At 46.9% G+C, this 26745-nt stretch carries 19 protein-coding genes, 4 tRNA genes and 5 rRNA genes (1 of these 28 only partly in view); 12 read left to right on the forward strand and 16 right to left on the reverse strand.

The window, feature by feature from the left end; translation table 11 throughout:
- A complete protein-coding gene (locus tag F3F96_RS03850; protein WP_176961935.1) occupies positions 1 to 429 on the reverse strand; it encodes a division/cell wall cluster transcriptional repressor MraZ in 429 nt (142 codons plus the stop codon).
- A gap of 271 nt (positions 430 to 700) precedes the next feature.
- Between F3F96_RS03850 and F3F96_RS03855 the strand changes: the two genes are divergently transcribed.
- The 12 genes from F3F96_RS03855 (at position 701) to F3F96_RS03910 (ending at position 7442) form a co-directional block, all read left to right on the forward strand.
- Complete coding sequence (locus tag F3F96_RS03855; protein ID WP_176961936.1) at positions 701 to 1141, forward strand: YcgN family cysteine cluster protein; 441 nt, start codon at positions 701 to 703, stop codon at positions 1139 to 1141.
- Positions 1134 to 1574, forward strand: a complete 441-nt coding sequence (locus F3F96_RS03860; RefSeq protein WP_176961937.1) for a YchJ family protein — start codon at positions 1134 to 1136, stop codon at positions 1572 to 1574. Before F3F96_RS03855 ends, F3F96_RS03860 begins: the two co-directional genes overlap by 8 nt.
- Complete coding sequence (locus F3F96_RS03865) at positions 1489 to 2259, forward strand: hypothetical protein (protein ID WP_176961938.1); 771 nt, start codon at positions 1489 to 1491, stop codon at positions 2257 to 2259. Before F3F96_RS03860 ends, F3F96_RS03865 begins: the two co-directional genes overlap by 86 nt.
- Before the next feature lie 128 nt (positions 2260 to 2387).
- On the forward strand, positions 2388 to 3131 hold the full coding sequence (gene dnaQ / locus F3F96_RS03870; RefSeq protein ID WP_176961939.1) for a DNA polymerase III subunit epsilon: 744 nt from the start codon (positions 2388 to 2390) through the stop codon (positions 3129 to 3131).
- A gap of 333 nt (positions 3132 to 3464) precedes the next feature.
- Complete coding sequence (locus F3F96_RS03875; protein WP_176961940.1) at positions 3465 to 4424, forward strand: DUF6602 domain-containing protein; 960 nt, start codon at positions 3465 to 3467, stop codon at positions 4422 to 4424.
- A gap of 184 nt (positions 4425 to 4608) precedes the next feature.
- Positions 4609 to 4682 (forward strand) — tRNA-Gly (locus F3F96_RS03880).
- A 31-nt stretch (positions 4683 to 4713) separates the two neighbouring features.
- Positions 4714 to 4791 (forward strand) — tRNA-Gly (locus F3F96_RS03885).
- A gap of 28 nt (positions 4792 to 4819) precedes the next feature.
- On the forward strand, positions 4820 to 5458 hold the full coding sequence (locus tag F3F96_RS03890; RefSeq protein WP_176961941.1) for an ATP-binding cassette domain-containing protein: 639 nt from the start codon (positions 4820 to 4822) through the stop codon (positions 5456 to 5458).
- Positions 5455 to 6234, forward strand: coding sequence for a hypothetical protein (locus tag F3F96_RS03895; protein ID WP_176961942.1), 780 nt, complete (start codon positions 5455 to 5457; stop codon positions 6232 to 6234). Before F3F96_RS03890 ends, F3F96_RS03895 begins: the two co-directional genes overlap by 4 nt.
- Before the next feature lie 2 nt (positions 6235 to 6236).
- Positions 6237 to 6431: a DNA gyrase inhibitor YacG gene (locus F3F96_RS03900; RefSeq protein WP_176961943.1), complete on the forward strand. Its 195-nt coding sequence runs from the start codon at positions 6237 to 6239 to the stop codon at positions 6429 to 6431.
- Positions 6409 to 6885, forward strand: coding sequence for a hypothetical protein (locus tag F3F96_RS03905; protein WP_176961944.1), 477 nt, complete (start codon positions 6409 to 6411; stop codon positions 6883 to 6885). Before F3F96_RS03900 ends, F3F96_RS03905 begins: the two co-directional genes overlap by 23 nt.
- Entirely contained in the window at positions 6882 to 7442 is a 561-nt protein-coding gene (locus tag F3F96_RS03910; RefSeq protein ID WP_176961945.1) for a Maf family nucleotide pyrophosphatase, read from the forward strand. The genes F3F96_RS03905 and F3F96_RS03910 overlap by 4 nt, the downstream gene beginning before the upstream one ends.
- A gap of 29 nt (positions 7443 to 7471) precedes the next feature.
- Here the strand turns inward: F3F96_RS03910 and F3F96_RS03915 are convergent, their stop codons facing one another.
- From F3F96_RS03915 to F3F96_RS03980, 15 genes are all read right to left on the reverse strand, one after another.
- Positions 7472 to 7831, reverse strand: coding sequence for a hypothetical protein (locus F3F96_RS03915; protein WP_176961946.1), 360 nt, complete (start codon positions 7829 to 7831; stop codon positions 7472 to 7474).
- Between the two features lie 121 nt (positions 7832 to 7952).
- On the reverse strand, positions 7953 to 8075 hold the full coding sequence (locus tag F3F96_RS12520; protein WP_255461192.1) for a hypothetical protein: 123 nt from the start codon (positions 8073 to 8075) through the stop codon (positions 7953 to 7955).
- 467 nt (positions 8076 to 8542) lie between these two features.
- Positions 8543 to 8657, reverse strand: a 5S ribosomal RNA gene (rrf, locus tag F3F96_RS03920).
- Between the two features lie 89 nt (positions 8658 to 8746).
- Positions 8747 to 11695, reverse strand: a 23S ribosomal RNA gene (locus F3F96_RS03925).
- A gap of 179 nt (positions 11696 to 11874) precedes the next feature.
- Positions 11875 to 11950: transfer RNA gene (locus F3F96_RS03930), tRNA-Ala, on the reverse strand.
- Between the two features lie 73 nt (positions 11951 to 12023).
- A tRNA-Ile gene (locus F3F96_RS03935) sits at positions 12024 to 12100 on the reverse strand.
- Positions 12101 to 12204: 104 nt separating this feature from the next.
- A 16S ribosomal RNA gene (locus tag F3F96_RS03940) occupies positions 12205 to 13741 on the reverse strand.
- Together the 16S, 23S and 5S rRNA genes with 2 tRNA genes alongside form the textbook arrangement of a ribosomal RNA operon.
- A gap of 827 nt (positions 13742 to 14568) precedes the next feature.
- Entirely contained in the window at positions 14569 to 16599 is a 2031-nt protein-coding gene (locus tag F3F96_RS03945; RefSeq protein WP_176961947.1) for a hypothetical protein, read from the reverse strand.
- Positions 16600 to 16897: 298 nt separating this feature from the next.
- Positions 16898 to 21907 (reverse strand): DUF4062 domain-containing protein, encoded by a 5010-nt coding sequence (locus F3F96_RS03950; protein WP_176961948.1) that lies wholly within the window; start codon positions 21905 to 21907, stop codon positions 16898 to 16900.
- Positions 21908 to 21951: 44 nt separating this feature from the next.
- Positions 21952 to 22704 carry a metallophosphoesterase gene (locus F3F96_RS03955; RefSeq protein WP_176961949.1) on the reverse strand — a complete coding sequence of 251 codons (753 nt, stop codon included), beginning with the start codon at positions 22702 to 22704 and terminating at the stop codon, positions 21952 to 21954.
- A gap of 5 nt (positions 22705 to 22709) precedes the next feature.
- Positions 22710 to 23144: a hypothetical protein gene (locus tag F3F96_RS03960; RefSeq protein ID WP_176961950.1), complete on the reverse strand. Its 435-nt coding sequence runs from the start codon at positions 23142 to 23144 to the stop codon at positions 22710 to 22712.
- 61 nt (positions 23145 to 23205) lie between these two features.
- Positions 23206 to 23925 carry an N-formylglutamate amidohydrolase gene (locus F3F96_RS03965; RefSeq protein ID WP_176961951.1) on the reverse strand — a complete coding sequence of 240 codons (720 nt, stop codon included), beginning with the start codon at positions 23923 to 23925 and terminating at the stop codon, positions 23206 to 23208.
- A gap of 7 nt (positions 23926 to 23932) precedes the next feature.
- On the reverse strand, positions 23933 to 24190 hold the full coding sequence (locus F3F96_RS03970) for a hypothetical protein (RefSeq protein WP_176961952.1): 258 nt from the start codon (positions 24188 to 24190) through the stop codon (positions 23933 to 23935).
- Between the two features lie 519 nt (positions 24191 to 24709).
- A 5S ribosomal RNA gene (gene rrf / locus F3F96_RS03975) occupies positions 24710 to 24824 on the reverse strand.
- A gap of 89 nt (positions 24825 to 24913) precedes the next feature.
- Positions 24914 to 26745: ribosomal RNA gene (locus F3F96_RS03980) — 23S ribosomal RNA — on the reverse strand; it runs 1117 nt beyond the window's last position.

Raw genomic sequence — 26745 nt, forward strand, 5'->3', positions numbered from 1 at the left:
TTACATATCCAGTGCGAAATTCTGCACTGCCTCAAAACTGGATTTCATCTGATCATCCAGTTTATCCTTATCCCAAATCTCGAAAGTTCCACCGATTCCGGCAAAATGAACAACACGGGACAGACCGGCATGCTCACGAAGTACGCCTGCCAATAAAATACGTCCCTGTCTGTCAGGCGTAAACACCTGTGACGGCATGACAACTATTCGTTTGAAATGGGGTCTAACCTCTGCAGGCATCTCATTAATCACGGATTGCAGACGTTTCCATTCACGCGTTGGATAGGCGACTAAACACGGTGTGTTATGCGAACGCGTAATAATCAACTGGCCATCTGCATGAAATTTATTCAGCGCATCACGAAATGCAGCAGGGATGCTTACGCGCCCCTTCTCATCCATGTTATTACTGAACTCACCCTGAAACATCTGTTTCTATCCTCTCCCTTACCACTGATTGGAAACCTTACCCACATTTCCCCACCAATCGCCAATATTGTCCACCATTCAACCCTTGTCAACCCCGCCTGAGCCCTTGCCACACCGGAAGAACCATTGAGCCACACCCCTGCGAGCTACAAATAAATAAATGTATTTAGAGAAGAAAAACGCGGAAGCTATTGATCTGCAACGAAACTCTTCCATTTGGTTTTGTTGGTGGGGGATTGTGGGTAGTGTTGGCCGCCAAAGGTGGGCTATCATGTTCTGGAAAGAGAAAAGTGCGGCTGAAATGAGTGATGACGAGTGGGAAAGCCTCTGTGATGGCTGTGGACGCTGCTGTGTATGGAAATTTGAGGATGAGGATAGCGCTGAAATCCTCTACACCGATATACGCTGCCATCTGTTTAACGACAACACCTGCCGCTGCACCGATTACCCGCAGCGCACCACCATTGTGCCCGACTGCATGGATATCCGCACTTTTTCCGATCAGCAGTACAGCTGGCTGCCAGAGAGCTGTGCCTACCGCCTGCTGCATGAAGGTAAACCACTGTTTGCGTGGCATCATCTGATTTCAGGCAGCAAGGACTCCGTACATGCGGCGGGCATCTCCCTGCGGAAGAAAACGGTATGCGGCGAAAATTTCACTGAAGAAGATATTGTCCGCCATATTATCGATCCGGATGAGGCAGATGCCTGATTACCAAGTCTGTCCCTGCGGCAGCGGCAACACCTTTGCCAACTGCTGCGAGCCGATCATTGCCGGCGCTACTGCCCCCACTGCCGAGGCACTGATGCGCTCACGCTACGCAGCCTATGTGCAGGGTTGCTGGAAATATCTTCACAGCAGCTGGCATCCCGATACTCGCCCATCGAAAGTTTCACCAACCAGCAGTGACTGGCTCGGGCTTACTATCGTCCATGCTACTACTGACACAGTCGAATTTATTGCCGGATTCCGTGAGGGATCAAAGATTATGGCGCTGCATGAAACCAGCCGCTTTGCGCAGGTTGATGGCCACTGGCGTTATCTGGATGGAGCATGTGATGTCAGTGAAGCTGGCCGCAATAGTCCATGCCCCTGCGGCAGCGGCCTTAAGAGTAAACGCTGCTGCGGCAAAGCAGTCCGGTAGTGGCAAGTCACCCATGAAAAAGTTTTTGCTCGGTTTGATTGCGGTGATTCTGCTAACTGTCACCGCAGGCATCTATCTGTGGAACAATCTGGATGGTGTGCTGCAAACCATTATCCAGAGCCATGGATCTAAAGTCCTCACCACGGAGCTCACTGTTGCAGAGATCCGAACAGACCGGCAGCGAGGCAGAGGTAGTATTGCAGGCATTAAAGTTGCCAACCCACCAGGCTTTAGTGATACCAATATTATTCAGCTTGGCAAAATCACATTCAGAATCAACACCGAGAAAACAGCCATCAATCCCATTATTCTTAATGAGGTCGTGATTCGCGGGGCGGATGCAGTTTATGAGATCAATGATGCCGGCATCTCCAATGTCGACACATTGAAACGCCAAATTCATGCGCAGCGCTACCGTAAGTCAGAGCACAGCTCTCCGCTAAAGTTCATCATCCGCAAGCTCATTGTTGAAACATCGATGGCCAGACTACGCACCCCGGCGACAGGCAAAGGCCCCAAACGCATACGACTGCCAAAAATTATGATGCATAATGTCGGAGTCTCAAGCGAAGGAGTCACTGCTGGAGAGATAATGCGGCAGCTCACCAGCAGAATACTTGGTAATATGAGTAACGCTGTTGCCGGAACCGGGCAGCAGATGCCGGGCAGATCACCTTCCGACTGAATTCGGACTGTTTATTTCATCAAAAAGTCCCTATTCACAACAACATACAGGGTCTGGCATGCATTAAAACCACTACACTTAGTAAAAAACAGCATTGGCAGAACGGCAAAGAGAGCTATACTGCCGCCATGCGATTGATCATGCTTGATACTGAAACGACAGGACTTTCACCCTTGAATGGCGACCGCATGGTTGAGATCGGTGCGATTGAAGTACTTAATCGCAAAGTACTTTCCGGCGACAACCATGTCTTTCACCACTACATCAATCCTGAGCGGAATATTCCGGCAGAAGTAGTACGCATCCACGGCATTGATAATGCCAAGATCAAACATGCACCGAAATTCCGAGACATCGCCCAACAGTTCCTCGACTTTATTGAGGGAGCTACACTGGTGATTCATAACGCCTCATTTGACCTTGGTTTCATCATGCATGAGCTGCACCTGAACGATTTACCGAACATTCAGGATATTCAGGTGATCGACACACTCGCCTTTGCCCGTAAAAAACATCCGAATCAGCGTAATAATCTGGATGCACTGTGTGACCGTTACGAAATAGAGCGCGGCCATCGTGAGTTGCATGGCGCTCTACTTGATTCCGAGCTACTAGCTGAGGTCTATCTCGGCATGACCGGTGGCCGCCAGTTCTCACTCGGCATGGATATTCCAAGCCTGCCAGCCTCAAGCTTTGTTCAGCTTCCCGAGCACTCCAGAGGCCGCGATGAGAAAGCAGAAACAGCAAATCTCATGAAGCGTAGCACACCTCCTATCGCTGACCATGAGCATGAAGCCCACATTTCGATGATGCAGCGCATCCACAAGGAGAGTGACGGACAGACGCTCTGGCACCATCCTGAACTGGCCTGATACACATTTAACATTTTTTCAATGCCTTAAGCGGGTGTCTTACAATGGTAGTTCATTGGACACCATCATTGGAAAACTAGCACCCGCCAAGAAAAACTCTTTATTATCAACAGTCTATAAAGCACCATAAGAAACCCTGATTTAGGCGGGTCAATTGTTCATTGGGACATTGATATCAATCACCCGCATCTTGAGCTCATGCGAATGACTGCTTTCGACCAAAAAGGGGCATTCATCCATATTTTATTTGTATTTAATAATTTTGTGAGGGCCTGGCTGATATAGTGTATGATAAGCGTCCAGCTACGCGATAAAGAAACCAGGATGACGTTAATGTCTAATAAGAAATCACACGATTTATACAACTTCATGAATCAAATAAGCACTGACATGAATGCAGAGTACAACCGCATACAGATGCGTGCGACTGAGGACCCTGGTACAGCGGGAGATCAGGGAGAAGAGAATTGGGCGGAACTTCTACGAGACTGGCTTCCACGTACCTATGAAGTGGTCACCAAAGGGCGAATTATTAGTGAAACCGGTGAAACGAGCCCCCAAATTGATGTGCTTGTTTTGAAGGGTTCCTATCCAAAGAAGCTCCTAAATAAGAAACTCTATCTTGCTGCTGGTGTCGCTGCCGCATTTGAATGTAAAACAACACTGAAAGCGTCACATATTTCTAAAACAATGGAGAACTGCGCGAAAATCAAGAACCTCTATCAAATGCGTACTGGAACACCGTACAGGGAATTACATACACCTATTGTGTATGGTCTACTAGCTCACTCGCATGCGTGGAAAGGCGAGGGCTCCACACCCGAGGAAAACATCAAGAAAAATTTAATAGAAACTGATGATTTGCATGTCACTCATCCTCGCCAATTGCTAGATATTCTGTGTGTCGCAGATCTTGGTGCATGGAGCTCTAAGAAGATTACTTTTATTGGGCCGCATCATGATCCTGACTGGGCAACTATGGCACCGATATATGGTCCGAATGGATCAGCAACCACAGTTTATGTCGGACACACTAGTGCGCATGAACAACAGATCGAGCAGTTTACCCCCATTGGGGTTCTTATCTCAAAGCTCTCACAAATGCTTGCGTGGGAGAATCCTTCATTTCGTGATCTTGCTGACTACTACCGAATTACGGGCATTGCTGGTTTTGGCAAGGGGCACATGCGAAAGTGGCCCAGTTCAATTTATAGTGTTGAAACACGCACGCGCGTCGAATCGGGCATGCTGTCAAATGGAAAGCCATGGGATGAATGGAGCTGTAGCTTTTAAAAATGGCAAAAGGTCTTGCCTTAGCAGGCCGTCAATAGGCGCAATGAATATCCTCTTTTGGTCTTTAGCCGTTGTTCGCCAATGACCGCTTGCGGCCGAAAGTAGACATCTAGCGGGAACAAATAAACGTAGTTTCCAAATATTCAGGGATAGGCCATCATGCCGCCTACTTTCAAGATGATTCGCGGATATCGTATAATGGTATTACCCAAGCTTCCCAAGCTTGTGACAGGGGTTCGATTCCCCTTATCCGCTCCATTTGGTTTTGCAAAACCCCAATGAAATCAAAGCGGGTGCTTACATACCAATGATAGTAAAGCAGCTTCCCAAGCTGAGAACGAGGGTTCGATTCCCTTCACCCGCTCCATCTTTTGTGACAACCTGCGCAATAGACCATGACTAGTGATCCATTATCAGAAGAGAACCTTCTTACACTTCGCGATGCCAGCCAACTGCTGGCAGCAGAAGCTGGTGAGGTTATTTTGCTCACCGGCAGTGTCGGAAGTGGTAAAAGCCTGTGGCTGAAACGACTGGCCGGGCTGATTGATCTGCCCAAGAACACTTCAGCCACTATTGCTGGTAAAAAACCGGGCAGAGCGGCTGGTGAGACGTTAATGCTGTTTGATCGACAGCCTGCGCTCTGGCTCGGTCAGCGTGTGGCTGAAGAGCTCTGCTTTGGCCTGAAAAAGGCTCCTTCCAGCGAATCTTTAACTACAATTTTGGCGGACTGGAGACTAGGGCGCCTCTCTCCAACTTCTGATCTCTCCACACTCAATCGACTACAGGCGGTTCGCTTACACTTGGCTGCAATGGCTCTGGCAGCACCAAAACTGGCCTTGCTGGATAGTCCTACCGATAGTCTGCCTGAAGCAGATGCCATCACACTGCGTGATGATATATCTGCATGGGCAGAGGCATCCAAGACAACCGTAGTCGTTGCCTGTAATCGCTGGCAGGATTGGCAATCGGTAGCTACGCAACACTGGCAGGTCACTACTGCAGATGATCTACCGCAACGGGGAGAGCAGGCATGACTAACATGGTTCAATTCTCATTTGCTCTGAGTGGGCGCATGCGCTCATTTATTGAGCTGCGAGATGCACTTGCCTGCCTTGAAACAGCTTATGTCTCCCAGAATGGCTCAGCATGGCTGCATGCAGCCTGTGATCTGCGCAGCTCTCTGGTCGGTGAACATGGCCGCAAACCGGTGATACCTGAAGTAATCGGACTACTTCAGGATGTGGAGAGCTTTATCAAAGGGCTGAGTGAGGGTGTCCCCCACTATCAAAGTCGCATTCAGACTGCCTGCGAACAGATTCAGAAGCATATAAAAGCGCTGGCTCCGGGTATTCCTGAGGTGGCACGCATCCTGAGTAGTGATGCACTGCTTACCGCCTATCTTAACGCCCAGAAGAAACATGACTGGCTGGGACATAAACTCTGTCTGCAGCAGAGTATTAAAGCGATATGGAAACACCCTGATGCACGCACCCTGCCACTGCACCATGCACTGGTGCCGCTGTGTGATGCGGTGAACACGCTCGACAGCATGCTCAATGATTTTGTCAGCTGGAAAAAAGAGATTGCCATTGATGGCAGCGGCCATATCACACCGGATAGAAAAATATCATACGGACTGCTGGTCATCGCACTACCTGAAGAGGCTGTGGAGAACGGCATCATTCCAGATATTTCCGGCAACCGACTGGCAGTTCGGGTGCGCTTCCAGCAGTGGCTGCCCGGAGAACCACCCAAAGATTACAAAGAGGATCAGCCATACTCGATGATGCTGGTTCCGATTGGCGCATAGTCATGACATCCAAGACACCAAGCGACTCCCCTTTCCGCTGTCCCACCTGTAAAAAGCCGGTAGCCAGAGGCGCTGAACAGTTTCCCTTCTGCAGTGAGCGCTGCCGTATCACCGACCTTGGCCGCTGGGCTGCAGGGGATTACCGCATAGCTGGCGAACCAGCAGTGATACCTGATGAAACTGAGGGTTATGAGTGACTCAGCCAAAGCGCTGATCTCACCTCTGCTGAGTTATTCAGCAATTAGTGTTGCTCTGCTGATCCCTGTTCTGGTCTGGCCTCTACAGAGCATCAATGACGGTGGTCTGGATCCTTCAATCGATTATCACGCCATATGGCTGGTTACAGCCAGCGCACTGCTACTCTGCGCCGTAACCGCCGACTCCATTCTCTACCACCAGCCAGGTACATTCTGGCCCTTTTTTGCGACCGCATGGATACTGATCTCCAGTATGGGCGTCTCACTTGCCCTGCGTCTGGATTCAGGCGCATTCATTCTGGCATCCATATTCACACTGCATGCTATTCGTGCCGGCTCACGAATCTGGCAAGATCAAAACAGCTGGTGGTTATGGCCTGCCTGTATACGTGATGCCGCTGCAGCCATGGCAATGTTTGCCTGGATCATCGCTCTCTCCAGCGGAGCAGTATGATGAGACTGATTCTTGCATCAACCTCCCCCTATCGAAAACTACTGCTGGATCGACTAGAGCTACCGTTTATTCAGATTGATCCTCCGTTTGAAGAGGCAGCGCCCGGCAGCATGCCGGTAGCCGAGCTTGTTCTGCACAATAGCATGGGTAAAGCTCAGAGCGTGTTGAACCAGCATCCTGATGCAACTGTTATTGCCTCTGATCAGCTTGTTGCTTGCGGGGACATCGTGCTGGGCAAACCTGGCTGTGCAGAAAAGGCTCGTGCCCAACTTGCTATGTTGTCCGGCAAAAGTGTGACTTTTCTAACCGGGCTGGTCCTGCTCAGCAGTGGGCAGCGCCATTTCGAAACAATCCCGTATACAGTCACCTTTCGCGATTTGAGTGAGCGGGAAATCAGAAACTATATTGAAAAAGAGAAGCCCATCGACTGTGCAGGCAGCTTTAAATCCGAGGGGCTCGGTATTGCTCTGTTTGAGAAGATGCAGGGTGATGATCCAACCGCACTGATCGGCCTGCCTTTGATCCGTTTAAGTCAGTGGCTCAAGCCACTTTTATAATAGCAACGACCTGAAATTCTGAACGAATCTTAAAGAATAAAACTCGCAATTACCCAGCTGATTGCACCAAGAATCAGTGACACTGCGGCCAAGCCAGCCAGCCACTCCCAGGCGCGAAATGCCAGCGTCCAGGTAAGAATAATACTGAATATAGTAACTGCAATATTGATGTTTGAACCATCATACCACCATATGCCCAGCACAAAGGAGAAGAACTCAGGTGCCATAGCTCCCGCAATGGTTGCCAATACGATCATCGAGAAGATAAACGCTCCGACCCGTTCAATCACTGCTTTGTTTCTTTTACTGTCAGCAAAAAAATATGCTGCTGCAATGAATACAACATAAAAGACAATCCATATGACCGATACGAGCTCTGAACCTTTCACTGTTATCTCCCCGCAAACTTTATAACAATATCACCAAGCTGGAAAATATAGTCAATGAATATATCTCACCTCAACCACTTCTGTTTTGATCAAGTAACTATAAGTGAACCAACAATGGCCTTTAGACATTATAAGCAACAATCGCCGCAATTGCAGCATGAAGAAGTGCAGCTCCTGCAATCATTTTAAAGAAGAAGCGGTTGAAAGCTTTCAACTCATCACCATCAGCATGCATTGAACTCATAACAGACTCCTGTGCGAAGCATCGCGCAGATGAAGTCTGCTGAGCTCATTGATATACATCAGTGACTTCTACCACAATCCGGCAGGAGAGCCGGATTCATGTTGCATGTCCGTATGCAACACCCTTACAGGGTGTTAAACGGGCATTGTACTTTCCTGTACAATTGTGAACGAGCTTCAGCTCGCCCAAAGGGTGAGAGCTACGGATAGCCCGCATCACAAATCTACAGGATAGTAGATTTGGACGGCGCACCGCCGCCTGAAAGGTGAGAAGCAGGATGCCTCGAATCACAATCCGACAGGATAGTCGGATTGGACGGCGAATAGCCGCCCGCAGGGTGAAGGGCATGGATGCCCTGAATCACAAGAGCTTAACTTCCAAACAAACGCGCCCACACACCCTTAAATTGTGAGCATAAAAAAAGCCCCACCGGAGATTTCTCTCAACGGTGGGGCTTTGTAGTAAATTCCTGGCATCGACCTACTCTCCCATAGCGAACGCTACAGTACCATCGGCGCAAAGGAGCTTAGCTTCTGAGTTCGGGATGGGATCAGGCGTTACCTCCTCGCTATAAACACCAGGAAACTGGTGGATTAAAGCGATTATCTGCTTCAATCAATAACAAGTATTTTGTGATAATCAGTATATACATTCCAATGTCTTAACGTTGCATGGTCAAGCCACACGGGCAATTAGTACTGGTCAGCTCCAAGTATTGCTACTCTTCCACACCCAGCCTATCAACGTGGTAGTCTTCCACGGCCCTTTAGGGAGCTTAAAGCTCCGGGAGAATTTATCTCGAGGCTGGCTTCCCGCTTAGATGCCTTCAGCGGTTATCCATTCCAAACGTAGCTACCCTGCAATGCTCTTGGCAGAACAACAGGAACACCAGAGGTTTGTCCATCCCGGTCCTCTCGTACTAAGGACAGATCCTCTCAATTCTCCAACGCCCACGGTAGATAGGGACCGAACTGTCTCACGACGTTCTAAACCCAGCTCACGTACCACTTTAATCGGCGAACAGCCGAACCCTTGGGACCTGCTCCAGCCCCAGGATGTGATGAGCCGACATCGAGGTGCCAAACTCCCCCGTCGATATGAACTCTTGGGGGGAATCAGCCTGTTATCCCCGGCGTACCTTTTATCCGTTGAGCGATGGCTCTTCCACTCGAAACCACCGGATCACTAGAACCGTCTTTCGACCCTGCTCGACTTGTCAGTCTCGCAGTCAGTCACACTTATACTCTTGCGCTCAATGGCTGATTTCCGACCAGCCTGAGTGTAACTTCGCGCGCCTCCGTTACTCTTTAGGAGGCGACCGCCCCAGTCAAACTACCCACCAGACAATGTCCCAGACCCGGATAACGGGCCTTGGTTAGAACCCAAGCATGTTCAGGGTGGTATCTCAAAGTTGGCTCCCCGATAACTGGCGTCATCGGTTCAAAGCCTCCCACCTATTCTGCACAAAACATACCTAGATCCAATGTCAAGCTATAGTAAAGGTGCACGGGGTCTTTCCGTCTAGCCGCGGGAAAGCTGCATCTTCACAGCTAATTCAATTTCGCTGAGTCTCTGGTTGAGACAGTGGGGAAGTCGTTACGCCATTCGTGCAGGTCGGAACTTACCCGACAAGGAATTTCGCTACCTTAGGACCGTTATAGTTACGGCCGCCGTTTACTGGGGCTTCGATTCAGAGCTTCGCCTTGCGGCTAACCCCACCTCTTAACCTTCCAGCACCGGGCAGGCGTCACACCCTATACATCGCCTTACGGCTTAGCAGAGTGCTGTGTTTTTAGTAAACAGTCGCTACCCCCTGGTCACTGCAACCCTCTTCTGCTTCACGAGCGAATCGCTACACATACAAAGGGCACCCCTTCTCCCGAAGTTACGGGGCCAATTTGCCGAGTTCCTTAACCAGAGTTATCTCAAGCACCTTAGGCTTCTCGCCTCACCCACCTGTGTCGGTTTACGGTACGGTCAACTTTAGACTGAAGCTTAGAGGATTTTCTTGGAAGCATAGGATCACTGACTTCGCTCGAACCTAAGTAAGAGCACGACATCACACCTCAGCGTTAGAAAGAGACCGGATTTACCAAATCTCTCCGCCTACATGCTTGTACCGGGACAACCAAACGCCCGGATCAGCTACCTTTCTCCGTCCCCCCATCGCATCTAAAGTCGGTACAGGAATATTAACCTGTTTCCCATCGACTACGCATTTCTGCCTCGCCTTAGGGGCCGACTAACCCTGCCCTGATTAGCATGGTGCAGGAATCCTTGGGTTTTCGGTGAACGGGTTTTTCACCCGTTTTATCGCTACTTATGCCAACATTCTCACTTCTGATACCTCCACCACTCCTTACAGTATGGCTTCGCAGGCTTACAGAACGCTCTCCTACCGTGCATAAATGCACCCGTAGCTTCGGTGGTATGTTTAGCCCCGTTATATCTTCCGCGCAGACCGACTCGACCAGTGAGCTATTACGCTTTCTTTAAAGGATAGCTGCTTCTAAGCTAACCTCCTGGCTGTTATTGCCTTTCCACTTCGTTTTCCACTTAACATACACTTGGGGACCTTAGCTGACGGTCTGGGTTGTATCCCTCTTGACCATGGACGTTAGCATCCAAGGTCTGTCTCCCATGATTGCACTCCTCGGTATTCGGAGTTTGGTTAGGTTTGGTAAGTCTCGCGACCCCCTAGCCCATCCAGTGCTCTACCCCCGAGGGTGATACATGAGGCGCTACCTAAATAGCTTTCGGAGAGAACCAGCTATTGCCAGGCTTGATTGGCCTTTCACCCCTATTCACAAGTCATCCCGATCGTCTTCAGCCGATGTGGGTTCGGACCTCCACGATGTCTTACCATCGCTTCATCCTGCTCATAAATAGCTCGCCTGGCTTCGGGTCTATGCCCAGTGACTATGGTCGCCCTATTAAGACTCGCTTTCGCTACGGCTCCTGCTGACGCATTAACCTTGCCACTGAGCCATAAGTCGTTGGCCCATTATACAAAAGGTACGCTGTCACCCTGTCCGAAGACATAGGGCTCCAACTGCTTGTAGGTCCATGGTTTCAGGTCTATTTCACTCCCCTCAACGGGGTACTTTTCACCTTTCCCTCACGGTACTGGTTCACTATCGGTCGCTGAGACGTATTTAGGCTTGGAGGGTGGTCCCCCCAGGTTCAGACAAGGTTTCACGTGTCCCGTCCTACTCAGGATACTACTAGGTCGAATTAGAATTTCGCATACGGGGCTATCACCCACTACGGCCGCACTTTCCAGAGCGTTCTGCTATCCTTCATCATACCATGTTGTAGTCCTACAACCCCGGCAAGTAAACTTACCGGTTTGGCCTGTTCCCGTTTCGCTCGCCGCTACTCAGGGAATCTCTTATAGATTTCTTTTCCTGTGGTTACTAAGATGTTTCAATTCACCACGTTAGCTCTACACATCCTATGTATTCAGATGTGAGTGACAGTCGAAACTGCCGGGTTTCCCCATTCGGACACTCCCGGATCAAAGCTTACTTACCAGCTCCCCGAAAATTTTCGCAGGTAGTCACGTCCTTCATCGCCGCTCAGCGCCAAGGCATCCCCCATGGACCCTTGTTCACTTGACCAATGCAACGTTAAAGCATTGGAATGTTTGATCTAATCTGCTGCTACAAACACCAACAGATTAAACCAGCGATTTGATGTCATATGCAGGAAGCGATTCCCACCCATCAAATCTTTGTACTGATTATCACAAAATACCAAATTGTAAAGAACAACAACTATTATCGGTTACACCAAAAACTGGTGGAGGATAGCGGGATCGAACCGCTGACCTCCTGCGTGCAAGGCAGGCGCTCTCCCAGCTGAGCTAATCCCCCAGTTTGGACGGTTAGACTTAACTATCCTCAACCCGTATCTACCTATCTTGAGTAGTGCGTGTCGCCACTGATATGGTGGGCCCGGGTGGATTCGAACCACCGACCTCACGCTTATCAGGCGTGCGCTCTAACCAACTGAGCTACGGGCCCGTTGTCATATTAGAAACACAGCACGATTGCTCGTACTGCGTCTCTTAGTGATTTCTATCTGAACTGTGAACGCGCCGGATCTCGACCTTGGGATATATTCCCTAAAAGGAGGTGATCCATCCGCACCTTCCGGTACGGATACCTTGTTACGACTTCACCCCAGTTACCGACCACACCGTAGACGCCTGCCTCCCCGAAGGGTTAGCCCGGCGGCTTCTGGTGCAACCAATTCCCATGGTGTGACGGGCGGTGTGTACAAGGCCCGGGAACGTATTCACCGCGGCATGCTGATCCGCGATTACTAGCGATTCCAACTTCATGTAGTCGAGTTGCAGACTACAATCCGAACTGAGATGGACTTTACAGATTAGCTCCGGGTCGCCCCATTGCAACTTGTTGTATCCACCATTGTAGCACGTGTGTAGCCCTGGACATAAGGGCCATGATGACTTGACGTCGTCCCCACCTTCCTCCGGTTTGTCACCGGCAGTCTCGCTAGAGTGCCCAACTAAATGATGGCAACTAACAATAGGGGTTGCGCTCGTTGCGGGACTTAACCCAACATCTCACGACACGAGCTGACGACAGCCATGCAGCACCTGTCTTACGGCTCCCGAAGGCACTTCTCTATCTCTAGAAAATTCCGTAGATGTCAAACCCAGGTAAGGTTCTTCGCGTTGCGTCGAATTAAACCACATGCTCCACCGCTTGTGCGGGCCCCCGTCAATTCCTTTGAGTTTTAATCTTGCGACCGTACTCCCCAGGCGGTCAACTTATCGCGTTAGCTTCGCCACAGCAGGGGTCGATACCCGCTACGGCTAGTTGACATCGTTTAGGGCGTGGACTACCAGGGTATCTAATCCTGTTTGCTACCCACGCTTTCGATCCTCAGTGTCAGTATTGGTCCAGTAAGCCGCCTTCGCCTCAGGTGTTCCTCCGTATATCTACGCATTTCACTGCTACACACGGAATTCCGCTTACCCCTCCCAAACTCTAGCCTGCCAGTATCGAATGCAGTTCCAAGGTTGAGCCTTGGGATTTCACATCCGACTTAACAAACCACCTACGATCTCTTTACGCCCAGTAAATCCGAACAACGCTTGCACCTTTCGTATTACCGCGGCTGCTGGCACGAAATTAGCCGGTGCTTCTTCTAAAGGTACCGTCAAATCAGAGCGATATTAGCGCTCATCTCTTCTTCCCAATTGAAAGCGGTTTACAACCCGAAGGCCTTCTTCCCGCACGCGGCGTCGCTGCATCAGGCTTTCGCCCATTGTGCAATATTCCCCACTGCTGCCTTCCGTAGAAGTCTGGACCGTGTCTCAGTTCCAGTGTGACTGATCATCCTCTCAAACCAGTTACTGATCATCGCCTTGGTAAGCCATTACCTTACCAACTAGCTAATCAGACGCGGACTCATCTATCAGCACAAGGCCCGAAGGTCCCCTGCTTTCCACCGTAGTGCGTATGCGGTATTAGCTTGGATTTCTCCAAGTTGTCCCCCACTAATAGGCAGATATCCACGCGTTACTCACCCGTGCGCCACTAACTTTAAATCCGAAGAAATAAAGTCCGTTCGACTTGCATGTGTTAGGCACGCCGCCAGCGTTCGTTCTGAGCCAGGATCAAACTCTCCAAAGAAAGTTGATACTATTGTATTACTTAATCCCAGCATTGATCACTAGATCAAACTCAAATATTAAACGTTAACGTTCATTGCTGAACTGTTTAGTATCAGAGTCGATCCAATCAATGCTTGGAAAGATCCGACACGTCCACAGTTCAAATAAAAATCACTAATTGTAAAGAACAAAACTATCTTTCCGCTGCCTTCAAGCTTGCGCCCTAAGGTGCGCTATCTGGCTGCGGGCGGCGAACTATAGGCCCGCCGTTCGAGGTGTCAACCTCTATCTGTGTCACTCAAACCCTTGCGGGTGTGTAACTCAGATCCACCCTCTCAATGCAGTTGCCTGTCTTGCGAGGGCGGCGAACATTAGCGGCGAGAAAGCTACCGTCAATGTCTTTCTTTCTACGCCTCAGATCACTCCGATTTGTAGTAAGAAACCATCCACTTTCAGCAAAGCTTCTTGCGGAGGGCGGCGAACAATAGCGGCAGATCAGACACCGTCAACAGATATATTTTGATAACTTTTCATGCCTGGAGATACCCCAGTAATAGCACCAAAAAAACTCTTTCGATCTGAGCCGAACACTCCTTGGTTCGAGTTCCACATGGCTCCCCGTGCAGGACAAAACTGGGCACCATTGGAATGAGGTGGTTCTTCTCAACTTCTGACTGTCTCAAAACGGCCAAACCCGGACGGTCAGCAATTCTATAAAATCCACTCTGTAACTAGATTTCTGTCTACAGTTTTGACGGTAGTCCAATTATCAGAAACCTCACTAGCGCAGATGGGACAAATCATTTCACTCACTGATATATATGCCCATTAACTTAAACAGGTATTTTACTTCAAAATTTCTTTAATTTTTTTACCCAAGACGACCTTGGAATGCCTGTCAAACCATGAAGAGTTTTCATGTAATACCTCGCGACCCAACTCGAGAAGAACAGAGGCACATTTATCTTTGCCAAAATCGGATTCTGGCGAAATGAGTGACTTATATTTGGTCAAAACCTTATCTGCATTTTGAAATAAATATAATGAATGAGAACACCATTCCAAGTCCTCTTCCAGCAACATTCTTTCCATGTACATTTTAATTGTAAGCGATACAGCAACAGATACTAGCACCAAGAAGATTATAGAGTCCTCATTATCAGCCACAAGATTAGCTTCGATATACCCCTTTTCAGATGCATATCCCAGCACGGTCAGAAAAAAACTGGCGACCATTCCCAAAAGCATTAAACCTGACGACCATAACTTTGCCCTGCCAATCAATGGAGATAGGCCTTTAATATAGGGCTTTGCCTTCTCTATAGAAGTTTTCTCGGCTTCACATTCAGGGCTCGATGAAAATAATCCAGTTAATAATTTATGGAATGCCTTAACATAACCACCATCCCGGTTTATTTTAGATTTTTCATAATAATCACGTTGATCTTCAACCCATTGAAGCCGCGTTCGCTCCAAAGCATCAGGTAACAGAGCTTCACCAACACTAGAGACTGCTCCAACATGCAGCCCCCTCAAAGCGTGCCTTACCCAGCCAAGGTTACATCTATGTTTTTGAGGATATTTAGAAAAAACTGTTGAATGCAGCCCAGCAATTCTCCATGCAATTTGCACTCTCAACCCTTCAGCAATTACTCTGTTATGTGAATGCTGTTGCTGGTTACGCTTCTTAGAAAAATACCAGCTAAGTAAATATGTGAACGATAACAACAACGAATAGATAGCAGTACTCACCCAGGATTCATCACTCATCCTGTCGTTATAAAGAAAAACACCAGCAGTCAGCAGCGATAAAACTGCCAAAACATTAAAGTCCTTAAACGCTGTTTCCTGCCTGGATATTGCCATCGCATCAGCAGCAGCAGCCACACTCCTTAAGTGTGAAACCACTACATTATTTTTTATATTTTCTTCATCATCTTGATACAACCAGGCAAAACTTTTCTCATATCGAGAGGCGTCTTTCTCATCAAAATGTTCTACTTTCAAATTGAACATATTTATGCGCGATAGATTGTCTTTAATAAATGCGGCGGTTGAAACATACGAATCACTTTCGCTTTGCTTTTCAGAAATCGATTCAGGGCGACGCATTAGAAAAAACGGAATGTTTCCCTCTGAAAGATAACATGTTGATGTCTTTACCGATTCATCAGTTCGATGGGCATGAATATGAACAGTCGGACCGCTATCGGGACTTTCCAATAATGGGAGTGCAGGAAGCAATGAATCCTCAAAGCTAACTCCTGTCCTCCTCTTTTGAATCAGATCCGAAAAACCATCTCCGAACATCCGATCGCGAATCACATGATATGTACCGCCTTTCTTTTCAATTTTATCACCATCCCATGCAGCCAGAAGAATATGGCTATAGCGAGATAGGTAAGCACCTAGCAACGCATATCTGTTATTACGTTCTGACCCTTCATCAAATTGAATTTGAGCTATTCTTTCAGAAACCAGCAACTCTCTAATTTCATCACATTTCTCAGGCGTTGATGCCAAAGGCAATTCAAAAACATGGTCCGCCGCATCAAGCAGTTCATTATATTTGCTACATTCAGCCTCGTTGAAATCATATTCGTATTCTTCCTTTCCCATAGGAAGCGGACAGAATAACTTCAGCCTCTCTTCATAATCTTGACTACTATTCCTTATTTCAATCACAACTTCGGCAGCAATGCTATCTGCCCCAACTGCCAAAGCTGACATAAGTATCACAGGAGAATCTGGAAACGAATTCAAGATTTCTATTAATACATTAAAAATCTCTTTTCTGACAAAATCAGCATTAGCAAGTTGCCTATGCCCAGTTATCCCAACGACAATCGGAATTTTCTTTTCCGGAAGGTAGCCCATCTTTTCCCCTAACATGTAATATATGTTCATTTATACCAAGAATTCAGCCAAGCTTACAATATTTAGTGAAGTATAACGTATAAAACCAAAGTCCAATCCAAACTTATCTGTCATACCTGACGAACATTCACAAGTGCAACCTCTAGAAAAACTCCACTCACAAATAGAGAATAAAAACAGATGCCGCATTCCTTCTTGATTAGATTTAGCAACTGAATTCCTACAAACTGATATCTTCAAGATTTCAAATGGCGATAATGAACAAGCCTCTCAGTAAGAGACATTTCTCTTCTATAACTCACCCAACGGAATCTTTAAAGTCAATTCGCTTATTACCTTGCCATGGATGCAGGACCTTTACTTTTTTTCCTCCATCTCTAATGATCCATGATCCTGATTCAGAAACCCCCATCAGCTTCGGGTGGTTTCCAAACCAGATAGTAGGTATCGCGTCGTTCCATACAGCAACTTGTAAATTCGCATCCAGTTTTTGAAGCTGCTTCCCAGATTCAACATTCCAAAGGAGAAGTGTTCCATCTATTGATTTCGAAAGGACTAGATCATCTGATAGAACCTTAACTCTATTAATCCAATTTATGTGCCCTTCAAGCTTCTGAATGCATTCACCAGCATTCAAATTCCAGACTCGAAGGGTTTTATCACTTGAGCACGAAAGCACCCGATCATCTGATAGAAGGTGAACCTCATCAATCCCTCCTGTATGCCCTTCAAATACCTGAATGCATCCACCAGTATATAAATCCCAGACTCGAAGCATTCCATCTTTTGAGAACGATAGCACTTGGGCATCCGGTAGAATTTCAACTCCTGATATCGCCCCGGTATGCTTATCCAGTACTTGTAACTGTTTCCCAGATTTCAGGTCCCAAAGGCGAAGCGTTCCATCTTCTGAAAACGACAGCGTCTGGTTATCAGGTAGAATTTCTACTCCTGATATTGCCCCCTCATGTTTATCCAGCACATGCAATTTCTTCCCAGATTCCAGATCCCAAAGGCAAAGTATTCCATCTTCTGCCCACGAGAGCGCCCGATCATCTGATAGAAGGTGAACTCCTTTAACCTGCTTTGTATGCCCCTCAAGCACATGAATGCATCTGCCAGCATTTAAATCCCAGACACGAAAGGTTTGATCACTTGCCCACGAGAGCGCCCGATCATCTGATAGAAGCCGAACTCCTCCAACGTTCCATGTATGTCCTTCAAACAGCTGAATGCATTTGCCTGTGATTAAATCCCAAAGGCGAAGGATTCCATCATATGACCACGACAGCGCCCGATCATCTGATAGAAGGTGAACTCCATTAACTTCCCATGTATGCCCTTCAAACAGCTGAATGCATTTGCCTGTGATTAAATTCCAAAGGCGAAGAACTCCATCATATGACCACGACAGCGCCCGATCATCTGATAGAAGGTGAACTCCTTTAACCTGCTTTGTATGCCCCTCAAGCACATGAATGCATCCACCAGCATTTAAATCCCAAATACGAAGTGTTTCATCCTCTGAGAATGAAAGAGCCCTATTTCCATGTAATACCCTAACATATAGCACCGTGTCAGTATGGCTGTCATTAAGCTCTTGAGGGCCAATCAACTCTAAATCCCACAACCTTATCGTTGTATCAACAGAGAAAGAAAGCACCCTATTATCCGTCAATAGCAATGCATCCTTTAAATAATCAGCATGACCATCCAATACGGCTAGGCATTCTCCACTTTCCAGATTCCAAACACGTAAGTCTTTATCCTTTTCCGACCAAGATAACGCTCGATTATCTGACAGGATTTCAACTCCAGATATAGCCCCAGCGTGCTTATCCAGTACGTATAACTGCTTCCCAGATTCCAAATCCCATAGATAAATCGCAACATCATTCTTTGCCCAAGACAATGCTCTGTTATCTGGCAGAATTTCAACTCCAGATATAGCCCCAGCGTGCTTATCCAGTACGTATAACTGCTTCCCAGATTTCAGGTCCCAAAGGCGAAGCGTTCTATCTTCTGAGAACGATAGCGCTTGGTTATCAGGTAGGATTTCAACTCCAGATATTGCCCCATCATGTTTATCTAGCACATGCAATTGCTTCCCAAACTCCAAATCCCAAAGGCGAAGCGTCGCATCTTTTGAGAACGATAGCATCTGGGCATCCGGTAGAATTTCTACTCCTGATATGGCCCCTGCATGCTCACCCAGTACATGCAACTGCATTCCCGACTCCAGATCCCAAAGGCGGATCGTCGCATCTTTTGAAAAGGACAGTGCCCGGTTATCCTGCAGAATTTCAACCCCAGATATCGCCTCGGCATGCTCATCCAGTACATGTAATTGCTTCCCTGATTCGAGATTCCAAAGACAAATACTTGCGTCCGCTGAGAACGAAAGCGCCTGATTGTCTGGTAATAGCTTTACGCCTCTTACACGCCTATGTCTTAGCACATGTAGACACTTACCTGTTTCCAAGCTAAAAACACGAAGCGTATTATCGTGAGAATAAGATATTGCGTTTAGGCAATCAGGAGATATCTGGACATCAAAGATTCTTAAAAGATGCCCCTCAAGCTCTATATATTCACCCGATTCCAAATTCCAAACTAAGATTTCTCCATATTCAGACCAGGAAAGTGCCCGGCCATCTGGCAGAACTTCAACTCCATGTACATCACAAGTATGTCCAGTAAGTACACGCAAGCATTTGCGTAACTTTAAGTCCCAGACACGAATATCGTGCTCTATCCCCATCGACCAAGAAAGCACTGCATTATCAGATAACACTTTAACACCCGAAACTGGTCCAGTGTGCCCATCCATTACATATAATGATTGCGTAGGAATAAATTGTTCTGGCCTATTCGACCTTCTCATCCAGAACCAGTCACAATGCCCCTCTTTTAGCCACTGCTCCGCTTGAACCGTAATTGGACTAACATCTGCATATTCTGTTGCCAGCTGTAGTAAAATCTGATTTGCGGGCCATATATCTTTACCACGTGTCAATAAGTGTGAACTTCCCTGAATGAATCTTACCCAATCTTTCCACTGCAACTCATTGCGCCTTACTTCAGAGACATGACTCTCCAGTAGACTATATTCGTCAATATATCCATTGATCTCACTGCTAGAAAGTGCATCAAACCGGGCCATGAGATAACCAAAGCTGGTTAACCTTCCGCACGCTTTAAACGCATCTGTCTCACCCAATTTGATAGCATTGGATGCTCCATGCCGAAATAGAAAATTCCTGAGTCCTGATTGAGGCATATTGTCCCAATCTGCCGCAAGAGCCTCAACCTTCTCGCGGCAGTCATTCAAGACTTCTACATCCACCCATGGCTTGTCACCTTCTGTAACGACACGTCTGAATTGGGCATGATAAAAATCTAAATACTCTTCCCCGAAAAATGAACGACGGGAAAGAAATGGCTCTAAATCATGGTACAACCTTGACCAGACTATTTCTGGTAAACGGTCTTTCCCCACATTAGGTGAATTAGGAGAGCGCTTGCGAAATGATGTTATGATTTCATCATCATTTCTGAGCAACCCTATCAGTACATCCTCTGGAACTCCGAGCGGTGAAGAAGCCAGGTAAGTCAGAGTACGCTTAACCATCACCTCTCCATGTTCTTCTTCTCTAGCTAAATAGTTATATAGGTCAGAAATGGCGTCTTCAGTGGACTGCTTTTCTCCACCAAGCCAGTCAGGTACTCCATCAAATGACCGAAGGCTGATTGCTCGCTCATATAAAACTCGCAAATGCAACGGCCTGCCATTGTATTCCTTGAGCAAAGCATCTTTCTGAACTTCTTGAAGCATGCGTTTTCCAGATCTAATTACTCCAAACCATTTATCAAGCAAACTTGTGGATTCAATATCACCAAGCTCAGATACTGTAATAACCGCGGATTCAGATACCATGGAGCTGAACTGCATTTTCTGAGGATCATCAAGCGTGGAAAGCAGAACAGGTGCTTCAGAGGATAACCAGCGCAGGTTCCTTGCTGCGTCACCTTCAGGCAACTGGTCAATGGCATCAATAATAACTCTGCAGGAACTGGCCAGGCTTTGCAGAGTTATTTTCACAAATTCTTCTAGCTTCTGGTAGTCCATAGACACCAGTTCATCCATTCTGAATTCTTCGGATGCCTCGACAAATCCCTTGGCATTCAAATCACTGATGATGGCCTGCAGAAGCCCCATGCCAGATGCGCATCGGCTATCTCTGCCAATCCAATAAGTGAAAACAGTATTGTCTGAAACCATTGAGTTTTCTGCTGCTGATAACAGCGTACTTTTACCTGTGCCAGCCTGACCATAGAGCAGCAAAGGTTTATCACCCTCCCATGCCATCAATTCATTTAATTCTTCACGATCTACAAAACAACTTAAATCAGGAGCATCTACGACATCTGCCTCACCTGATTCGGCTAGTATTTTAAACTCATAAGCAATGGTTGATTGAAGAGCTGTTCGAACATCGTCACCAAATTCTTCAAGGTAGTTATCACCATGCTTAGGTGCAGCATCCAGATCATAAGTGTGAATCGGGAATCCCTTCTCTGTAATATCTTCTTTTAATCTACCAAGAAGCTTTGGACTTATATGTTCATCTTCACTGAGAAAACCAGCAGTTGGATTCTTTATCTCACGATTGAATATATGGACATGCTTCTCCGCATCCTCTGCCTGAAATGCTCCGCGAACAATTTCCTGCTCTGTGACGGAACCCACCAGAAAGGCCAGCTCCTCAGATGTAAATTGTTTTTTCCATTCAGCTTCATTCGAAAGATAGGAGTTATCCAATCTTTTACGAAGTCTCTCTTCTTTATTCTGCCAGTCGCCATCTACAGCCTTGAGCACCCACTCTGATGGAAGCGCATTTAAATCCTCTTCATAACATGCATGAAACAGATCATTGATAACGCCAAAGTCGGTCAATTTCTTCCAGTGGTCCTGTGATACTTTGGGAGGTACCGGACGCCAGCCATAACGCTGACCGAGGAATACCAAGAAGTTTGGTTTGATGACCTCATCAGGTCTATTTGCCTTTTCCTGGCATCGACGAACCTCATCCAGACATATATCAACTGTGGCATGGGTTTTACCAGCCTCTTCACTTACTCCCCAGCGCAGATCAACAGGCAGAAATCTGGCATTAATACCGAGTCGGTGAGCTTCACCCTCAACCCACTGAGCCAACTCAGGAAAAACATGATGACGCAAATGCTCGCGCTCAACTGTCCAGTCTTGAAAAGTTGAACTAAGAAAAACCCGAAATACTCGAGACATAATTTTATTCCCCCTCAGAATACCCGCCCACTCTTTAGCGAGCTTCAGTCAGCTATTTCAACCAGCAAATCAGACCTAAACTCAGCGTTATCCCACCCACCAAAAGGATGCGGATAACCTCTTGGATTACACACTACTCTCGTACCCTTCACTTCATAATCAAAGTTATTGTGCGTGTGCCCATGAATCCAAAGATCAACGTTCTCTCCCATTAAATGCTCGAGATCAGAAATAAAAGCTGCTGCCATTTCACTGCTGGCATATTGCTGATGTTGGCTTTTCATGGAGGGTGCGTGATGGGTTATAACCACTGTCTTGCCTGAGTATGGTGTTTCAAGCTGCGCTTGAAGCCATTCAAGATTATTTTCATAAATGGACTGGACAATTTCAGTACTTAGTAGACCACCCTTTGCCATTAGAATTTTCGATTGATCCACTTCTAATATTTTTATGGCTTTTCCATTGACTGGCTCTCGTTGCAAATCAGTCCAAAGCGTTGTGCCAATAAAACGAACTTCGCCAGAATCCCAAACGCAATTATCCAGGAGATGAATACCTGCTCTCTCTGCAACCACTTGCATAGATTCGTTGGTCTCTTCCATGCTTCTAGGAAAATCCCAATACTCATGATTTCCAGGCACATAAATTACAGGCTTATCAAACTGCTCCGATGCCCAAAACACACCTCTGCTACCCACATCAATATCACCAGCAAGGATGACAACATCCGCATCAGTATTAGGCGGGGTAAATGGAGCATGTTCCAAGTGTAGGTCTGATAAAATATGTAGTTTCATCTGTTCTACATTGCCATAGAGATAAGCTGGCTTCCTCTGCCTGCCACAAAATTCACATATCCTGCTCTAAACTCTTTATCGAGAGCACCGCGATAATTTGGCATATAGCCATTAATTTCGAAAACTTTCTCAATCAAAAAAACATTCTCAAATAGCTGTTCATGATAAGGATCTTTTTTAAGGTTCCACGCTTTAAGCCTATATAAGAGGTAGATCGCTATTATTATCTTCTCCAAATATAGATTGGATTGCATCAATGCATATTCTTTAGATAAAACAAAATAAGTCATAGAATCATCTTCAACAAAGACATCGCCATCAGGAAGTGAATAAATAACGTCTGCTACTATATCGCCCATTTTGTCTACTTGTTCTTCTAAATTAATAGATGTTTCTGAATTGACAGATTCGGAATTTTTATTAGAGCATGCCTCTGTCATGTATTCAGCACCAATAAATCTTTATAGAGAAAATTAGGTTTCATATACCTTACGATAATCATTATCCTACCATTCTCATAATATCCAATAGTTCATTTTTTATGTGTTCTTGGGTGACACTGAATTTCTCGCATTCAGGGGAAAGATCATCATCTAAATAAATATTATAGCAGTGTTCAATTTGGATTGTCTGAACTTCATCTGAGCAGTGCTTTCTGATTATTTGACCTCCGACATACTTTTCATTTACTGCCACTTCAAAATATTTCGAAAAAGCACCATGAAACATATCTATTATTTCAGGGATACAGGTCATGCCGTTGGCATTACCAAGTTCAATATCAGCGTCGACACCACCCGCGAAAGAGTGAATATCCATGAGAACAGCAAAGCCAAATTGATTGACTGTTTCAGAAATGAGCTCATTTAATCTCTGATGATATGGGTCGTAGTATTTTCTAATTCTACTTTGTAAGTCTGCAGGTGGTTCATCATAGATTTTATTTCCATGAGAATCAGTTTCAGCAATACATGACGTATAGAAATCACCATAAATAGAACCTGCTAAACTACGGTTTAAATCCACCACATAGCGACTGTAGTTCGCCTTTAAAGTAGTTACACCAATCGAGGGTAAGAAATCATAAAGCTTGTCTATATGCCAATCATGGTTCGGTAATTTTGATAAATCGGGTAACCCTTCAGGCACAAGTAAACCAGCATGAGGGATGCTGGCTATAAAGGGGGTTGGGTTGCCTGCTGTTATCAGCGTAAAACTCATAAGCAATTCAACCTTCAAACTCTTTGGCAAAACATATCACCGCACCTTGGAAGCACGACCCTCGAGTTTCATCGTTTAAAGGGTGGCCGTCTTCCAGTGCGGAATTAAGGATGGAAAAGTAGATCTCGAAAAACCAATCCGGGAAAACTGCCGCAACAGATTTTTCTGCAACAATTACCATTTCCATCTCCTCGTCATATTTGCCTTCTTTCTCATAAGTCTGAATTAAGGCTATAGTCTTCTCTAACGGAGGCGTGTTTGGCATTAGGTCTCCATGGACAATAACTTTTTGGACCCTATATCAAAAGATATAAGCGACGATTTAAACTTTACCACTATTCTGGCTCCAAATCGAATGACTGGTTGTGGCCGGAAGCCGCCACTCATACATATCTTTTCGAGTCCCTACTGCATCCCCGTCTGGGACTCGAACGAGGCAGGATAAGTGCCGACTCAGATTGGGGAAATCTGATCATTTTAGGTAACTAGCAAAAAGAAAAAGTATCCAAACGAAAAAAGCCCCACCGGAGATTTCTCTCAACGGTGGGGCTTTTCGTAACAAATTCCTAGCATCGACCTACTCTCCCATAGCGAACGCTACAGTACCATCGGCGCACAATTCGATAGGACTGTCGAATTGGACGAGCTTCAGCTCGCCTGAAAGGTGAGGCACATGGACGTGCCGAATCAAAGGAGATTAGCTTCTGAGTTCGGAACGGTGTAAAACAGACATAAAAAAAGCCCCTTTGGAGATTTCTCTCAACAAAGGGGCTTTGTAGTAAATTCCTGGCATCGACCTACTCTCCCATAGCGAACGCTACAGTACCATCGGCGCAAAGGAGCTTAGCTTCTGAGTTCGGGATGGGATCAGGCGTTACCTCCTCGCTATAAACACCAGGAAACTGGTGGATTAAAGCGATTATCTGCTTCAATCAATAACAAGTATTTTGTGATAATCAGTATATACATTCCAATGTCTTAACGTTGCATGGTCAAGCCACACGGGCAATTAGTACTGGTCAGCTCCAAGTATTGCTACTCTTCCACACCCAGCCTATCAACGTGGTAGTCTTCCACGGCCCTTTAGGGAGCTTAAAGCTCCGGGAGAATTTATCTCGAGGCTGGCTTCCCGCTTAGATGCCTTCAGCGGTTATCCATTCCAAACGTAGCTACCCTGCAATGCTCTTGGCAGAACAACAGGAACACCAGAGGTTTGTCCATCCCGGTCCTCTCGTACTAAGGACAGATCCTCTCAATTCTCCAACGCCCACGGTAGATAGGGACCGAACTGTCTCACGACGTTCTAAACCCAGCTCACGTACCACTTTAATCGGCGAACAGCCGAACCCTTGGGACCTGCTCCAGCCCCAGGATGTGATGAGCCGACATCGAGGTGCCAAACTCCCCCGTCGATATGAACTCTTGGGGGGAATCAGCCTGTTATCCCCGGCGTACCTTTTATCCGTTGAGCGATGGCTCTTCCACTCGAAACCACCGGATCACTAGAACCGTCTTTCGACCCTGCTCGACTTGTCAGTCTCGCAGTCAGTCACACTTATACTCTTGCGCTCAATGGCTGATTTCCGACCAGCCTGAGTGTAACTTCGCGCGCCTCCGTTACTCTTTAGGAGGCGACCGCCCCAGTCAAACTACCCACCAGACAATGTCCCAGACCCGGATAACGGGCCTTGGTTAGAACCCAAGCATGTTCAGGGTGGTATCTCAAAGTTGGCTCCCCGATAACTGGCGTCATCGGTTCAAAGCCTCCCACCTATTCTGCACAAAACATACCTAGATCCAATGTCAAGCTATAGTAAAGGTGCACGGGGTCTTTCCGTCTAGCCGCGGGAAAGCTGCATCTTCACAGCTAATTCAATTTCGCTGAGTCTCTGGTTGAGACAGTGGGGAAGTCGTTACGCCATTCGTGCAGGTCGGAACTTACCCGACAAGGAATTTCGCTACCTTAGGACCGTTATAGTTACGGCCGCCGTTTACTGGGGCTTCGATTCAGAGCTTCGCCTTGCGGCTAACCCCACCTCTTAACCTTCCAGCACCGGGCAGGCGTCACACCCTATACATCGCCTTACGGCTTAGCAGAGTGCTGTGTTTTTAGTAAACAGTCGCTACCCCCTGGTCACTGCAACCCTCTTCTGCTTCACGAGCGAATCGCTACACATACAAAGGGCACCCCTTCTCCCGAAGTTACGGGGCCAATTTGCCGAGTTCCTTAACCAGAGTTATCTCAAGCACCTTAGGCTTCTCGCCTCACCCACCTGTGTCGGTTTACGGTACGGTCAACTTTAGACTGAAGCTTAGAGGATTTTCTTGGAAGCATAGGATCACTGACTTCGCTCGAACCTAAGTAAGAGCACGACATCACACCTCAGCGTTAGAAAGAGACCGGATTTACCAAATCTCTCCGCCTACATGCTTGTACCGGGACAACCAAACGCCCGGATCAGCTACCTTTCTCCGTCCCCCCATCGCATCTAAAGTCGGTACAGGAATATTAACCTGTTTCCCATCGACTACGCATTTCTGCCTCGCCTTAGGGGCCGACTAACCCTGCCCTGATTAGCATGGTGCAGGAATCCTTGGGTTTTCGGTGAACGGGTTTTTCACCCGTTTTATCGCTACTTATGCCAACATTCTCACTTCTGATACCTCCACCACTCCTTACAGTATGGCTTCGCAGGCTTACAGAACGCTCTCCTACCGTGCATAAATGCACCCGTAGCTTCGGTGGTATGTTTAGCCCCGTTATATCTTCCGCGCAGACCGACTCGACCAGTGAGCTATTACGCTTTCTTTAAAGGATAG

Source organism: Mariprofundus sp. NF, from assembly GCF_013387455.1.
Lineage (GTDB): Bacteria > Pseudomonadota > Zetaproteobacteria > Mariprofundales > Mariprofundaceae > Mariprofundus.

What these genes read in the sequence shown, in the direction of transcription:
- F3F96_RS03850 (WP_176961935.1), bottom strand. Translation starts at nt 429, where the DNA reads ATGTTTCAGGGTGAGTTCAGTAATAACATGGATGAGAAGGGGCGCGTA.
- F3F96_RS03855 (WP_176961936.1), top strand. Translation starts at nt 701, where the DNA reads ATGTTCTGGAAAGAGAAAAGTGCGGCTGAAATGAGTGATGACGAGTGG.
- F3F96_RS03860 (WP_176961937.1), top strand. Translation starts at nt 1,134, where the DNA reads ATGCCTGATTACCAAGTCTGTCCCTGCGGCAGCGGCAACACCTTTGCC.
- F3F96_RS03865 (WP_176961938.1), top strand. Translation starts at nt 1,489, where the DNA reads ATGTCAGTGAAGCTGGCCGCAATAGTCCATGCCCCTGCGGCAGCGGCC.
- dnaQ (WP_176961939.1), top strand. Translation starts at nt 2,388, where the DNA reads ATGCGATTGATCATGCTTGATACTGAAACGACAGGACTTTCACCCTTG.
- F3F96_RS03875 (WP_176961940.1), top strand. Translation starts at nt 3,465, where the DNA reads ATGTCTAATAAGAAATCACACGATTTATACAACTTCATGAATCAAATA.
- F3F96_RS03890 (WP_176961941.1), top strand. Translation starts at nt 4,820, where the DNA reads ATGACTAGTGATCCATTATCAGAAGAGAACCTTCTTACACTTCGCGAT.
- F3F96_RS03895 (WP_176961942.1), top strand. Translation starts at nt 5,455, where the DNA reads ATGACTAACATGGTTCAATTCTCATTTGCTCTGAGTGGGCGCATGCGC.
- F3F96_RS03900 (WP_176961943.1), top strand. Translation starts at nt 6,237, where the DNA reads ATGACATCCAAGACACCAAGCGACTCCCCTTTCCGCTGTCCCACCTGT.
- F3F96_RS03905 (WP_176961944.1), top strand. Translation starts at nt 6,409, where the DNA reads ATGAAACTGAGGGTTATGAGTGACTCAGCCAAAGCGCTGATCTCACCT.
- F3F96_RS03910 (WP_176961945.1), top strand. Translation starts at nt 6,882, where the DNA reads ATGATGAGACTGATTCTTGCATCAACCTCCCCCTATCGAAAACTACTG.
- F3F96_RS12520 (WP_255461192.1), bottom strand. Translation starts at nt 8,075, where the DNA reads ATGAGTTCAATGCATGCTGATGGTGATGAGTTGAAAGCTTTCAACCGC.
- F3F96_RS03945 (WP_176961947.1), bottom strand. Translation starts at nt 16,599, where the DNA reads ATGGGCTACCTTCCGGAAAAGAAAATTCCGATTGTCGTTGGGATAACT.
- F3F96_RS03950 (WP_176961948.1), bottom strand. Translation starts at nt 21,907, where the DNA reads ATGTCTCGAGTATTTCGGGTTTTTCTTAGTTCAACTTTTCAAGACTGG.
- F3F96_RS03955 (WP_176961949.1), bottom strand. Translation starts at nt 22,704, where the DNA reads ATGAAACTACATATTTTATCAGACCTACACTTGGAACATGCTCCATTT.
- F3F96_RS03960 (WP_176961950.1), bottom strand. Translation starts at nt 23,144, where the DNA reads ATGACAGAGGCATGCTCTAATAAAAATTCCGAATCTGTCAATTCAGAA.
- F3F96_RS03965 (WP_176961951.1), bottom strand. Translation starts at nt 23,925, where the DNA reads ATGAGTTTTACGCTGATAACAGCAGGCAACCCAACCCCCTTTATAGCC.
- F3F96_RS03970 (WP_176961952.1), bottom strand. Translation starts at nt 24,190, where the DNA reads ATGCCAAACACGCCTCCGTTAGAGAAGACTATAGCCTTAATTCAGACT.